This is a genomic window from Paraniabella aurantiaca, from assembly GCF_050309965.1.
GTDB lineage: Bacteria > Bacteroidota > Bacteroidia > Chitinophagales > Chitinophagaceae > Niabella.
Genome location: NZ_JBLOSY010000002.1, coordinates 665,811 through 680,296 on the forward strand (window position 1 = coordinate 665,811; position 14,486 = coordinate 680,296).

A 14,486-nucleotide genomic window follows, 5' to 3' on the forward strand; every position below is an offset into this window, starting at 1 on the left:
CGTCTGATGTCTTATTGAATGATTTCTTTTATGCTTATTTTTTCAAAAGTGAGATTAGCCTGACTGCCTTCGTAGATAATACCTATAGTATCATTGTCAACCGATGTGATACAGGAATACCCGCTGCCACTGAATTCATCCAGTAAAACAAATTTGTCAACCGGCCAGGTATTGCCATCGTCCAGGCTCACTTTTAATGTTAAATGGCTTCGTTTGGTAGTTGAATTGGGGTTAAAAAACAGCAGCACATTTTTCCTACTGCCATCTTTCTCCTTGTATACATGTTTATACAAACTAGCCATACAAACCGGCTCCGGAAGTGCACTACGCGAAGTTTTATGCACCGTCCAGTTTTGTCCCATATCCGTTGTTACCGCTACTGCGCGCCCGTTGCCAGGCCCTGTAAGATCCTTATTGGCATTGGTGCGCATGTTGAGCATAATAGAACCATCCGACAGCTGGGCAGCCATACATTCTGTAGTTGATAAATCGTAGGCAGGCGTACCGGTTACCCAGGTTTTACCACCGTCTTTGCTATAAGTTATGGTAGAAAAAGCCTTGCTGGTTTTATCTCTCCCCTGCGTTGGGAACACCAGGGTTCCGTCATCCATGGTAAAGCCGCTTCCGGGAGCAGGCGCCCAAAGCCACCACTCTTCTTTTTTACACATCCGGGTAAGGTTTACCGGCTTCGACCAGGTTTTACCATTATCAGTACTTTTTACTATCAGGAACTGCGATGTTTGCTTGATGTCAAAACCCGGTTGTGAGCCTTTGCTGCGCCATTGATGATTCCAGTCGGTACTGGTATCCGTAAGACCCTCAATCCACTTACCTTTATCATCCAATACGCCATGCATCCACAGCCCTGCTACAAAAATGTTTCCCGTTTTTTGATCCACCAATATTGCCGGGTCTGATACGCCGTTGAATTTCTCGGGCAATCCATTAAAAGTTCCCATATCAATGATCTTTTGTATCGATAACCAGGTATTGCCCTTGTCGGTACTGCGGCTTAAAGCAATATCAATGTCTCCCTGCAAATCCCTTCGGGATTCATACCGGGCATCATATACAGCCAACAGATCTCCGTTAACTGCAGTGGCCAGGCCCGGGATACGTGATGTATGTACATGATCCTGCATGGGCTGGCGAACCGCACTTGCCACGCGATAGGTGAAGGGCTGAGATAAACCTTTTGTAGTGGCTATACCATCAAGTACTAAACCCGATATACCAACTTTTATTTTGTTACCCACTATTGCTGATTCCTTTATGTCAAGACCGATCCATATATACTTCGTTTTGGAAGATAACCTCAGGTTTCCATTCAATAGCAGGGTGTTACCGGCAATGGTTGAACTGCTGCTAAAAAGCGGGGCTTTTAATGCGGCTTCTTCCGTCAGATAAGTGCTATCGGAGTTGCAATAAACTTTAATATTGACGATATCTTTCAGATCGGTTGTGCCGTTTAAGTTTAACGACAATTGTTTAAGATAACGGGGACGGGACTTATGATCTGTTACAATTTCGCTTCGGGATACAATAATTACACCCCGCTCTTTAATAACCGGTATCGTAAAATTTCTATGGTTCAAACGCATATCCTGTCCGAAAGATTTCGGGGCAACGATAATTGAAATGACTACTAATAATAATTTACTGATATGTGTAAGGCTCATAAACAAATCATATATATTAAGGCATTGCGGCCTATCAATAATTATCAACCTGCCTGATGTTGAGCAGTGTCGTGATATAATGTTTAAGTTTTTTTCAAGACTTCAATGATGGAAGCAGATCCTTCTACTGTGACTATCTTTCGTGTCTATTGGCCGGTCTGTGGATTGTTGATCTGTAAGCTTCGTTTAGTTCTTATGTTCTACATAACAAATGTAAGAATTAATTCGAAATCACACAATTTTTCATTAAAAAAAATAGAACCGGGAAATTTAAATGGCTTCGAAGAACCAGCCAGGCAAATGCCGGTGGGCACCTTTACGCACATCCGGAACGTCTGTTTCGGGGATCCATTGATAAGGCCATCTCAGTCGCGTACCTACAGGCGCCCAGCCTGCAACTGCTGCCAGCAGTTTATCCAATGCAGGGTTACTGAAGCCCTTTTTTGCAAAAGGCACTATATAGGCATCAAAGAACGACTGGATTGCATTTTGCACCTGCAAAGCTTCATTTATATCTGTCTGCATCATCTTCCACCATTGCTGAGCGGCCTTAGGATTAATACAAGCAACATTTGAATAAGCACCCGAAGCCACACCTTTTTCAATCCCCGTAGCCAGGTGATGCCCGGGTACAAATACCGCAATCCGGTCAGCAACAAGCTTCATTTGTTCGTACCACTGCTCATCACCATCTAATAATTTTACGCTGATCAATGCGGGAATAGTCTCCAGCAATTCCTGATAACCGGCCGGTGGCAACACTCTTTTAGCATGCGGTGGATTATATAATACCAGTGGAACGGGATGGGCTGCTTCTGATATCCTGTTGAAAAATATCCGGGCTTCCTGGTTGGTTACCGCCACCCAATCGGGCAGTATAACCTGGTAGGCGGAAGGCTTTAATGCCTGCGTTCGCCGGATTCGATCCAGTACAATAGCCGGAACGGAATGTGAAACACCTATCTGGAAAGGCATCCTGGCCGCATTACATTTTTCGGCCAGTAACTGACTAATCTGATCAAATTCGGTTTCGGTTTGGGTGTGAAATTCCCCGGCCGTTCCGTTAGAATAGATGCCGTCAACATGAGCAGCAATCAATATATCTATCTCATGAGAAAGCCTCGAAAAGTCAATGGTATCATCGGGATTGATGGGTAGTAAAAGAGTACCCCAGTTACCCCGGCAGGTATCTTTGGTTAATGGTTCCATAATTATTGTTTTGACCTGTAAACTAAAAATTACCTTATTCCGGATGGGCTGCTAAAACCCTGTTGGTGCGAACACCCGGCCTTGCTTCTCCCTGGGGAATAATGATCTGCTGGTTCCAAACAACCAGAGGGGTTGTTACAGGCGCCCAGGTACTGGCACCGGGATCGTTTTCCGGATCGGGTTGTTGATCTGTAAAAACCTTGCCCTGTATAGTCCACTTATCTTTTGGTGCATCATACATCATTATTTCTGTACGAAAACCTGGATGTTGATCTTTAAGAACTGCATTTTGTTCTGCACGACTGCCATCGTCGCCGCCAAAAATAAACAACTGCTGATTGGCGTTGGTATACGCCGGACTTGGTGCTGCTACCACCGGGTGGGGCAATTCTTTGATTTTCCGCCATCCCTTATCGGGGTTAAAAACAAAACCGTCCTGCAGGTATCGTCTGTGCACCAGCGAATCTCCCTCCGGTATATATAAACTGGTTCCACTTAACAGGTAAAACTCGCCATTGATTTGTCCTGCTACACCCAGCATTCTTGCTTCGCCAGGCCAGGAAGGAAGCGTCTTCCATTGTTGTTGTTCCCTGGGCCGATTAAGGTCGAGCGCCCAAAAAACATGTTCAGCGGATAATGCAACGGGGGACGAAAGCCCCCCGGCTACATACACTATATTATTAATAATAGCCCCACAGGAGTTGGCTAGTGGATGTGGTAAGGATATTAATGTATCAATGAATAACTGGTCATTTTGATATCTTATAAAATATACTTCCCGGAAATGTTCTGTTTGATTGGCTCCGCCTATTAACAGAAACCCATCTTTCCAGTTAAGAGAAATACCATAACCCACAGCCCGGGGAAGCCGGCCTATCTCCTTCCAGCCTTTCCCATCGCTGTTTAATGCAAGTACTTTATCGTTCCAGGTCTTAACTCCGCCCGACCATGGCCGTGTCCCTTCAGGAAACTGTGAGCCCCCGGCTACAATAAGATGATCATTGCTGATGCCGGCGAAAGAGCCTGCAAAACCAACTTTATCAGGTACGGCACTTAACTGTGACCATTCGAAAGAAGGAATGATCTTCTCTGCTGTTTCGCAGGATGCAATAATCATTGTAGTGGCTATTATAAGAGAAAACACGAATCGATTCATGACAATATATTTATACCCCTTACTTATTTTTCAGGCTGCAGCCATTGGTTGGCTTTCATCCAGTTGATGCATCTTTGAAACCAATCGTCTTCATTGGTTTTATTGTGCAATCCATATCCATGGCCTCCGGTACTGTAAATATGCATTTCGGCTTTTACCCCTGCCCTGATTAAAGCCTGGTAATAAGTAATGCTGTTACCCACAGGCACTATTTTATCGTCTGAACTATGCAACAGGAAGGTTGGAGGAGTATACCCGGTGACCTGTTGCTCGTTGGAATAGAGCCTGGTTGCCGGTAGACTGCTGGTATCTTTACCAAGCAAGGCTCTTCTTGAACCTTTATGGCTCAGGCTATCGCCAAAACTGATAACGGGGTATACCAGTATGGAAAAGTCGGGTCGTAAACTGGTTCCTTTTTCGTTGGCAATAACCCCGGTTGTAAAATGTGTAGAGGCCGTTGAAGCCAGGTGCCCACCGGCCGAAAAACCGATAATACCAATCCTGTTAACATTTATATTCCATTCAGACGCCCGTTCTCTCACCAGCTTCATGGCCTGTTGCGCATCCTGTAGCGGACCGATGGTTTTGTCGGGCATGATCTGGTTGTTAGGCAGCCGGTATTTTAATACAAAAGCAGTTACCCCATTACGGGCAAATGCTTCAGCAACATCACTGCCTTCCCGGTTTATAACCAGGTAGGAGTAACCACCGCCGGGGCAGATAATTACTGCTGTACCATTGGCCTTATCTCTTGCAGGTAAATAAGCAGTCAATGTAGGATGAGTTACACTCCTCACCAGTATCCTGCCATTAGAAGTGGTGTCCCACTTTTCTATGAATCCTGTTGATTCAATGGCATTAGGAACGGTATTATACAGCCGGATAACCTGTTGTCCTCCGCTGTTTAAGGGGCAAAGACAAAAGATACAGCCAATGGTCAATACCCAAAAACATAAGGCGGAAAAAGGCTTTCTTTCCATAACAAGCATATTTAAAGAGGATAAAAATACGTATTTATGTTCTACATAATAATCTTCTTTAAAAAATTATTTCGCCTAAGATCTCTGACATTAAGAACATTAAAAAGACTGCCTTATTTATTAATGGTCCTCAGGGCTTTCTTAATAATGTAGGCCGTTGCCTTACCGGTACTTTCTTTTTCCCAGCGCTGGCAAACCTGCTTAACAAAATCAGGTTTTGATTTACTGGCATCGTTTAGCCAGTTGCCCACACTATCCTGTACATACCTGGAAGGATCGGCTTTGAGTTGATCCAGTATACTTAAAGCCAGTTCGGGCTTTTCTTTAAGCGTACTGATGTGTTCGCACCAGACGCCGCGCGGCCTGGTAGATTCTGTAGCAAACCGCCTGATGTTTTCATCTTCATGTGTGGCCCATTGGGATAGAATAAGCAGGCTTTTCTTTAAGTTACCGGTAATTTTATGTCGCATCGCCATCCAGCTTATTTCTCGTACACCGAAATGTTTATCTGCGGCAAATGGCTGTATTATTTTCAAGGCTTCGTCAATAGTTAAGTCAGTATTATGGCCAATGGTATAGGTCGCCCAGCAACGCACGACGTCGGCTTTATGAGAAGCTATCATCAGCAGAAAGTCCTGATCCCCGTTTTTTTGGGACTGCTCCAGAATGCCATTTCCAATAACTTCATTAATCGTGTTAACGGTCTGTTTTTTTAATTGATCAATTGCTTGCTCAATGGGTGGCAAGTAAGATAACCTCTTGCTTTCTTTTAAAAGATGACTCAGTAACCTGCGCTGATCTACTGCCAGCCATTCCACCAGGTTTGCAGTTTCAATAACTCCGCTATTAAGCTGACTGAGTATAGCTGCAGGAATCTCCTTAACCGACCTGGGCCCTTTGCGTTTCTCTTCACTCATGCTGCTAAAATCGGCAAAGTTTTGATTTAAATACTTTTTTAAGAATGAAATAATAAAGCGTGGCAAGGTGAGATTATCTTATTAAAATGAACAGGTATCAAAATTATTAACACATATGGTTTAACCTCCTCTTTCCCGCCGGTGGAAACACTGACCAGGAATGCTAAGGGTTGTATCTCCACCAACCAGTTGGATGCCTTTCGATAGAATTGATGCCGGTTTATCATTATACCCAATCGAAAGAGAGCAAGACAAAGCCACCAAACTACCGGTCTTAAAAGAAATAACCACAGAAAACATAGCATATTAACGCTGATAGAATTGCACCATATTATTCGTGGCCTTGACCCGTTGCTGCCATAAATGAATACCTGGTAATAGGCCCCTAATTTGTATTAAAAAGGATTACTTCGATTGATATTCCCCATTTGAAGAAATATAAATTGATAGCTAGCAAAAATAAATATAACATTAATTAATTATCGTTTTATTTTAATTAATATATTTACATTAATAATTACTTAAACGTGAAAAAAGTTCAGCTTATATCAAAAACATTATTTTACATTACCAGGCTGTTGGGAGTCCTGTATTTTTCAATGCCATTATATTCGCTGGTTTGCCTTGCTACGGGGTGGTCAACTGAGCCCTATGGCAATGGTGCTTACATGCATATACATTATCCTTTTACACAGGTTCCCTTTTTAAACATTGACAACAACATTCCTTATATCATTTTCGAATTTCTCCTGCCATTAGGCCTCTATGGTTTTTTCTTTTGGCTGACGGGGAATGTGTTTAAGGCCTTTTACCAACCCAGGTTGTTTACCAATTTCGGAGTAAAACAGTTACGCAATTTTTATCTTGCCAATCTTGCAATTCCGCTGCCCGCATTGTTATTGAGCAGTGTTTTTGCAGAAACGGATAGCATCGCTTTTGCCCTGGTGGTTGTACATAGTATATTGGGGATATTTGCCTACTTTATGGCTGTTATTTTTATGCAGGGAGTGAAATTACAAAACGAACAAGAACTATTTATTTGATTATGCCCATTGTTGTAAACCTTGATGTGATGCTTGCCAGACGTAAAATGCAAAGTAAGGAGCTGGCTGAAAAGCTGGGCATTACCCCCGTTAATTTATCAATTTTAAAAACCGGTAAAGCAAAAGGTGTTCGCTTTGATACACTGGAAGCTATTTGTAAAATACTGGATTGTCAACCAGGAGATATCCTGGAATATGTAGAAAAATAACTTATTCCAAATAAAGGCGGATCAATCTAAAAAGTGCCTTAGCAGGCACAGGGCAATGTATTGCCTGAAAATATGTAAACGATGATGAACACACTTACCATAACAGGTTTAAACAAAACTTACTCCAATGGCACTAAGGCTATTGACCATATTTCCCTTTCCGTTGAAAACGGTATGTTTGGCCTGCTCGGACCCAATGGCGCCGGCAAATCCTCCTTAATGAAAACTATAGCGGGTCTGCAAGCTGCAGATTCGGGAGAGGTTCGTTTCAACGGTGTAGATATTTTAACAGATAAGCGGTTTATACAGAAACAACTGGGATTTCTGCCACAGGATTTTGGGGTGTACCCTAAGGTTTCAGCTTATGATTTACTAAACCATATAGCCTTATTAAAGGGTGTTTCTGATACAGCAAAAAGAAAACACCAGGTAATGTCTTTACTGGAGCATGTAAACTTATACGCCGATCGCAATAAAGAAGTGCATACGTTTTCGGGCGGTATGAGACAACGGTTTGGTATAGCGCAGGCCCTGTTAGGTAACCCGCAGGTTATATTGGTAGATGAACCAACTGCCGGCCTTGACCCGGAAGAAAGAAATAGATTTAACCTGCTATTGAGCGCTCTGAGTAAGGATATCATCGTATTCCTTTCAACACATCTGGTGGATGATGTACATCAGTTGTGCCCGCAGATGGCTATTATCAACAAAGGAAAACTGGTAGCTTCCGGAGCGCCTGCTCAGCTGGTTAGGAAGCTTACGGGTAAGGTTTGGACCCGGTTTATAAATGTGCAGGACCTCGAGATCTATCAGTCCCGCTTTGATTTAATCAGCTACCGTTTTACTGAAGGAAACCTTTTTATCGTTGTATATGCAACCAGCCAACCTGAGGGCTTTGTATCGCTGCCTCCTACCCTTGAGCATTTCTATTTCCACCAACTTAAAAACATCAAACAGTAATGAAGCATATATTTCTTTTCGATATAAGGCATTCATTGAAGAGCATCATTCACTACCTCGCTATCACCATGTTATTGGCAACAGGTGTATTTTGCGGAAGCAGCTTCAATTTATCTCTTGGGGAAGGCATATACCTGAATGGATCTTACACTATTGGGTTTATGCTTGGATTCATGAGTCTCACCATCGTGTTTATGGCTACAGTTCTGGGAAGTAAGCTGTTATTTAAAGAGCGTGACAATCGTTTTGAGCCTTTACTATTTTCAACCAGCCTTACGGAAAAGCAATATGTTGGCGGCAGATTTATTTCGTTTGCCACATTAACCTTCTGGTATTTTATATGGATGTCTCTGGGATTTGTAATAGGACAGCACTACCGGACCGGGGCTGAAATGGGAGCCACTATAAAGGCTATTTATTATTTATACCCCGTGCTAGTGTTTGGCCTTATTAATACGGTTATGATATGCAGCGTGCTAACGGCAATTGCATTGCTGTGTAATAACAGGCTGCTGATGGTATTGGCCGGAATACTTCTGTATATACTGTACATGGTTTCCCTTATATATTCGGGCTCTCCTTTTATGGCTAACGCCCTGCCACAATCCGAAATGGCGCAGCATATTTCTGCCCTGGCTGATCCGTTTGGTTTATCTGGTTACTTTACGAATAGCAGGTATTTTTCCGTTAGTCAGCGTAATACATCACTCGTACCCCTTTCCGGTTATTTTTTATTGAATAGGTTGATTATAACTGGTATATCTATATGTCTCGTTTTTTGCGCTGCAAATTATTTTTCATCCAGGCGGCCTCGTCGCCTCTTTTCAGGAAATCAAATGAAGCCGGTTGCTACTAATTCGGATTTTGATCATACGATTACTGTCCCTCAACCCACAGTTTCCCGATTTAATCTGAGAGCATCATTTAAAGCCCTTCAATCATTTATAAAAATTGACCTGATTTATCTCTTTAAGAACGTAGCCGCCGCTGCAGCCTTACTTTTAGTACTGTTTAACCTGGGAATGGAGCTATATGCTGAAATTGAAAAAGGTATCCGGCTTCCCCAACTCTACGCTTCTTCCGGACTAATGGCTCAAACCATTAACCAAAACTTTTACGTTCCCGGCGCTTTTATCATCCTGTACTTTGCTAATGATATTTGCTGGCGTAGTCATACATCGCGCTTTCATTTAATAGAGCATACAACTTACTACCGGTTTGCCAGGCACCTGGCTCATTTTATCAGTATGGGTATTCTTATTATTGTTTTTACATTTTTCTTCATTGCTGAAGGAATCCTTTTTCAATACATTTACCAATACCCTTTTTTTGATTATAACGCTTATGGTGGAGTCTTTATATTTAGCACATTGCCCCTTATTCTACTCAGCGCCGGCGTCGTTAGCGTCAATGCGGTAGCCGGTAACCGGTACATCGCTTTAGGTATTACTGTAGTGTTGACGGTGGTAACAGGCACTCCCCTTTCTGCAAAATTTATAACACTACCTGCTTTTAGATTTTTATCCGGGTTCAATGGTGTCTACAGCGATTTAGCCGGGTACGGTACATATATTTACTGGTTCTTTTCAAGATGGTTATTGGGATGCAGTGTCATCCTTACTTTAGTACTACTTTTTCGGTTGTTCAAAAAGCCTTCCTACCGGGTAACAACCGGTTCGGCCATTGTAATACTGGCAGCAATAAGCTTTTTTTGGGGGCAAAAGCTTATTAAGGGATACAGGCATGAAACAGATCAGGAACAAATAGAAAATGCTGTCAGCTATGAAAAATCCTACCGTAAATACCAGTTCATGCCTCAGCCCACCATTACAGATGTGCACACCCAAATTGATCTCTATCCGGCCAATGCCGCTTACACTATTTCAGGAACCTATATAATCCGCAATCTCCGGGAGCAGCCTGTTCTAAGTATGCTGATCCAGTTTAATGAAGAGTTACACACAGCATACGCAGTGCTGCACATCAATAATCAACATATCACACTTTCACCTAAGATTACAGAAATATTATTTCCTCAACCCATGTTGCCCGGGGATACCGCGAAACTGGAATTTCGAATGTCTTATAAATGGTACCCGGTGAACGGGCACCGATCGTTTAACGCTATTGTTGGTAACGGATCTTTTATGAGAATCAGCCGCTATTATCCGGTTATAGGTTATCAATCATCGAGCGAAATAACCGATACTTCTTTAAGAAAAGCCAATGGCATCGGCCTGGCTACATCCTTACCGGGCCCGGATGCACCGGTTGTCAACCCCCGGAATTTTATCCGGTTGGACATGACGATTTCAACAGAGCCAGATCAAACTGCGATTGGTACCGGTTCATTGGTAAAACACTGGAAAAACGGGGGCAGAAACTTTTACAGGTATCAATCAGGTCAGCTTGTACCTTTCCGCTTTGCCCTGTCATCAGCCAGGTATGCAGTTCAAAAATCTGCCTACAAAAACATTCCCATTTATATTTATTATCACCCGGGGCACAGTGAAAATGTTGCTCAGCTAATGAAAAACGCCCGGCAAACCCTGGAATATTGCACACAGAATTTTGGAGCATACCCTTTCCCTTCACTGGTTTTTGCTGAAATATCTTCTTTTACAAATGGGTTTAACGCTACAGCTTATCCTTCGGTGGTTTTTATGACGGAACACATGGCTTTCCATGCCAACTTGAAGGCCGACCAACAGCAGGATGTAATTATTGAACTTGCGGGGCATGAAGTGTCGCATCTTTGGTGGGGTAATAACCAAATAGCGCCTGATGAAAGAGAAGGAGCAGCTATGCTTACCGAAACGCTGGCCATGTATACAGAGATGATGCTCTATAAACAATTTTATGGAGACAAAAAAATGAGAGAAAAATTAAAAATGCATCAGCAGATTTATGAATCGGAAAAAGGGTTGAGCCAGGAAATGCCATTGTATAAAGTAGATGGATCCAGTTCACATATTTCTTATTCAAAAGGCGCCATCGTAATGGTTAAATTGCATGACCTGATTGGCGAAAATAAACTGAATGCAATACTTCGACTGTTTGTTCAAAAATATCGTTACCCTCAAAGGGCAACATCCATAAATTTTTTGCAATTGTTATATCAGCATACAGACCAGCGTTATCATAAGGTTATTAATGCTATGTTTACAGGTATCTAGTATCGCCTGATGATGTTGATTGGCTTCGGTTAATTGTTAGTAGCTATGTGAGCTCAATAGTGAATTATAATCCTTTATTATTTCAGATGTCTTTCGCATAACCTGTAACGATTTATGTTTAGGAGTACATTCGAATCAATACAACAAAGAACTGACTTAGTAGCATGTGCCGCATTTACCGTGGTATTTGAAATATGACATCTTTACAGCGCGCAGACCATTTTGTCGGCCGGATGCATTAAAATTTTACAGTAGAACTTCTCAAAAAATCAGCCTTTTCCATAATCCATAATATAACGCGATGTTATTTTGATGGCAGGTGTTAACTTATAAATCCTGTGGAACGCTTCAGCCTTCATTAACTTTTTACAACCTATAATAGTTGTAATAAAATAATGTATTTTTAATTGTATTTTAATGAGATACAGTTTATTCTTTATTTAATTATAAAATTAAAAATTGAATAAATGCCATTTGGGTTAAAAGGCATGGAAATTGTTTCAAAAAATTATTAATGAAGAATTTAGAACCCTTTCACCAGTAAAGGTTTTTTAGAAGACCTCCTGTAGAAACAGGAGGTATAAGCCCTCCCCCAGCTTTATAGCTGGGGTTTTCGTATTAGCCCTACTAACACGCTCTTAAATATCTCTAATTCATTTTTAATAATCAGATTATTGCAGTTACTGAAAGTATCAGGCAAACCTGGTTGAAAGATGCGATACATTAGACTACTTGCGTTAATTTCTTATGTTGATATACTAATATATAAAATACCGTGCCACAGTTCTTAAAAATTGTTAATACAAAATCAAAGCAAGCCGAAAGCTTGAATGGCATTGGGTTTCGTTGACCGAAAAATTAACCTTTAGAATCAAGACCAACATTTTGCTACACTGATAAGGCTAATTGCCACGCGAAGTAAAGGTATTAATAGGATAATACTCTATTAATTTTTGAAAGAAGTGTATGAGCGTATTAACTGATCGAGAAAGCCCGACAATTTTTCGTTCATATATGCAAAATTATATTGAAGTATCGTGTGGGCAGGTTGCACGAAGCGATAAGCATAATAATTACTTAACAATGCCGCGTCTGCTTTAATCAGCATTGTTACCAATTCAGGAGTAAATTCCATATGGCATTGTAACCCGTAAACGAGATTGGTGTATGCGATAATTTGTGTCGGACAACCTTTGCTAGTTGCTAGTACCTGGCTATTCGCTGGTAAACCGGGCATATCATTATGCCAGTGTCCCACCGCGAGGCAAGCACCCAACTGTTGTGTCTTTTCATCCCGGAGGCCTGCTTCAGTAAGTTGAATGGGAAACACACCTATCTCCTTTTCGGGGCTTGGACCATGCGGAGCGCCTAAAGCTGCGCTGATCAACTGTGCACCCAGGCAAACACCTACCACAGCTTTTCCTGCATTTATGGCTTCCAGAATCAATTTCTTTTCCGCAGCAGCATCAAAATATGGGCAGTCCCTTATTGAGGTGTCAGGGCTTTGAGGTCCGCCTAATATGACGAGCAGGTCGATTGAAGTGAGCGATTCGGGTAAAGATTCATATTGATAAACCCTCGAAAAGCTGGTGGTGTAACCACGGCTTAATGCCCAATGCAAATAGGCACCGGGTGCTTCAAAAACTTCGTGTTGTATAAAATGAACATGCATAGGCGCACTGCCTGGTAAAATTTTATTGTACATAGGCCGATTCGTTCCAGTAGTAACTATCGGGATACCTTCTTTTTCCGAATACGGCCGTCCCGATCCTGATGATAGTGGCTCCTTCTTCAATAGCTATCTCCAGGTCACCACTCATGCCCATGGAGAGCTCACTCACAGATACGTTCGGTATGTTAAATGCTTTGATCTGTTGTTGAATTTGTTTCAGCAGCCGGAAACAAGGCCTTGCCTGCTCTATATCGGCAGATAATAACCCGATAGTCATCAGTCCCCTAATTTTCAAAGTGTGCAAACCGGCGATTCGCTGTACCAGATCGATAGTACTTTCCGGCGCCACACCAAATTTGCTGTCCTCCGCAGATGTATTCACTTGTATCATTATATCCATGGTCCTGCCCTGAGCCTGCAGCCTGTGGTGTAGCTTGCAGGCAAGGTCGAAACGATCGACCGATTGAATACAAGTTATATTATATTTTAGAAGATCTTTTATTTTATTAGTTTGTAAATGGCCTATAAAGTGATGTGTAGGTTGTAGCGGTTGCAGGCTTTCATATTTTTGTGATAATTCCTGTACTTTATTTTCACCTATTAACGTGTACCCGGCTTGTAACGCTAATTGAATGCGATCGGCAGGTACTGTTTTGGTGGCTAGTAGCACCTTTACCTCACGCGGATCGCGCCCTGCCTTTTTGCATGCGTTCTCTATTCTCTGTTTAATGGCCTGTAAATTCTCTGTTACCATAGGGTTTTCGTCTTTTCTTTTTCCAGTTGGCAAATAAGGTTTTCTTTTACCTGGGTGAGGGTACGGTCTCTTGCTTCTGCATAGGATATTCCGTATATGCGTTCAACGGACTGTAAGGTGGCGGGGAAACCCGCTATAACCTGGTCGTAATAGTGATCCAGCTCTGCGTGGGATGGTTGCTCGTAGGGTATGGTTATTTGAAATCTTCTCAATAAGGCCTGATCGATCATCTCTCTATGATTAGTGGCTGCTATCAATAAGGAATGGTCCGGGTAATAATCGATCAGCTGGATAAGGGTGTTGACGAGCCGGCGTATTTCGCCAACTTCCCGGTCATCGCTGTTCCTTGTTTTTCCCACCTGGTCAAATTCGTCTAAAAAGAGAACCGCCTGTTCCCGGGCAGACTTATCAAAAACCTGTTTTAAATGCTGCGAGGTTTCACCAATTCGTGCGCATATAATATTGCTTAAGTTTAATACGAACAGGCGTTTGCCTAATGCATTGGCAATTGCTTTTGCAGTAAGAGTTTTACCGCAACCAGAGTCGCCATATAGCAACAACTTATTATTAACAGTCAAGCCGTACTCTTTTAAAGCAGCCGTATAAAAATGCTCTTTAATCAGCTGAAGCAGCTGTTGCCGGTTAGAAGCGCTCATAAAAACCTCATCGAACCGAACCTGTTCTTTATCAGAAATAAGGAGATCGAATATATTCATTAAGAAAATTGTTGT

The 14,486-nt window shown here is 42.1% G+C and carries 12 protein-coding genes; 4 read left to right on the forward strand and 8 right to left on the reverse strand.

Annotation, left to right across the window (positions count from 1 at the left end; all coding sequences use genetic code 11):
- Positions 1-11 precede the first annotated feature (11 nt).
- The 5 genes from ACLOAU_RS17335 to ACLOAU_RS17355 all read right to left on the reverse strand — a co-directional run bounded on the left by ACLOAU_RS17335 (position 12) and on the right by ACLOAU_RS17355 (position 5,941).
- Positions 12-1,679 carry an exo-alpha-sialidase gene (locus ACLOAU_RS17335; protein ID WP_427863166.1) on the reverse strand — a complete coding sequence of 556 codons (1,668 nt, stop codon included), beginning with the start codon at positions 1,677-1,679 and terminating at the stop codon, positions 12-14.
- Positions 1,680-1,949: 270 nt separating this feature from the next.
- Positions 1,950-2,888, reverse strand: a complete 939-nt coding sequence (locus tag ACLOAU_RS17340) for a dihydrodipicolinate synthase family protein (RefSeq protein ID WP_427863167.1) — start codon at positions 2,886-2,888, stop codon at positions 1,950-1,952.
- 34 nt (positions 2,889-2,922) lie between these two features.
- On the reverse strand, positions 2,923-4,044 hold the full coding sequence (locus tag ACLOAU_RS17345; RefSeq protein ID WP_427863168.1) for a galactose oxidase: 1,122 nt from the start codon (positions 4,042-4,044) through the stop codon (positions 2,923-2,925).
- A 23-nt stretch (positions 4,045-4,067) separates the two neighbouring features.
- Positions 4,068-5,024 (reverse strand): alpha/beta hydrolase, encoded by a 957-nt coding sequence (locus ACLOAU_RS17350; RefSeq protein WP_427863169.1) that lies wholly within the window; start codon positions 5,022-5,024, stop codon positions 4,068-4,070.
- A gap of 113 nt (positions 5,025-5,137) precedes the next feature.
- On the reverse strand, positions 5,138-5,941 hold the full coding sequence (locus ACLOAU_RS17355) for a DNA alkylation repair protein (RefSeq protein WP_427863170.1): 804 nt from the start codon (positions 5,939-5,941) through the stop codon (positions 5,138-5,140).
- Positions 5,942-6,468: 527 nt separating this feature from the next.
- Here ACLOAU_RS17355 and ACLOAU_RS17360 point away from each other — a divergent pair.
- From ACLOAU_RS17360 to ACLOAU_RS17375, 4 genes are all read left to right on the forward strand, one after another.
- Positions 6,469-6,984 carry a hypothetical protein gene (locus ACLOAU_RS17360; protein WP_427863171.1) on the forward strand — a complete coding sequence of 172 codons (516 nt, stop codon included), beginning with the start codon at positions 6,469-6,471 and terminating at the stop codon, positions 6,982-6,984.
- Positions 6,985-6,986: 2 nt separating this feature from the next.
- Positions 6,987-7,193, forward strand: coding sequence for a helix-turn-helix domain-containing protein (locus ACLOAU_RS17365; RefSeq protein WP_427863172.1), 207 nt, complete (start codon positions 6,987-6,989; stop codon positions 7,191-7,193).
- Between the two features lie 81 nt (positions 7,194-7,274).
- Positions 7,275-8,153, forward strand: coding sequence for an ABC transporter ATP-binding protein (locus ACLOAU_RS17370; protein ID WP_427863173.1), 879 nt, complete (start codon positions 7,275-7,277; stop codon positions 8,151-8,153).
- Entirely contained in the window at positions 8,153-11,329 is a 3,177-nt protein-coding gene (locus ACLOAU_RS17375; RefSeq protein WP_427863174.1) for an ABC transporter permease/M1 family aminopeptidase, read from the forward strand. Before ACLOAU_RS17370 ends, ACLOAU_RS17375 begins: the two co-directional genes overlap by 1 nt.
- A gap of 946 nt (positions 11,330-12,275) precedes the next feature.
- Here the strand turns inward: ACLOAU_RS17375 and ACLOAU_RS17380 are convergent.
- Genes ACLOAU_RS17380 through ACLOAU_RS17390 form a run of 3 tightly spaced genes read right to left on the reverse strand, consistent with a single transcriptional unit; the run spans position 12,276 to position 14,471 of the window.
- Positions 12,276-13,034, reverse strand: a complete 759-nt coding sequence (locus tag ACLOAU_RS17380; RefSeq protein ID WP_427863175.1) for a glutamine amidotransferase-related protein — start codon at positions 13,032-13,034, stop codon at positions 12,276-12,278.
- On the reverse strand, positions 13,024-13,755 hold the full coding sequence (locus ACLOAU_RS17385) for a YggS family pyridoxal phosphate-dependent enzyme (protein ID WP_427863176.1): 732 nt from the start codon (positions 13,753-13,755) through the stop codon (positions 13,024-13,026). Before ACLOAU_RS17385 ends, ACLOAU_RS17380 begins: the two co-directional genes overlap by 11 nt.
- Positions 13,749-14,471 carry an AAA family ATPase gene (locus ACLOAU_RS17390; protein ID WP_427863177.1) on the reverse strand — a complete coding sequence of 241 codons (723 nt, stop codon included), beginning with the start codon at positions 14,469-14,471 and terminating at the stop codon, positions 13,749-13,751. The genes ACLOAU_RS17385 and ACLOAU_RS17390 overlap by 7 nt, the downstream gene beginning before the upstream one ends.
- Positions 14,472-14,486: the final 15 nt, after the last annotated feature.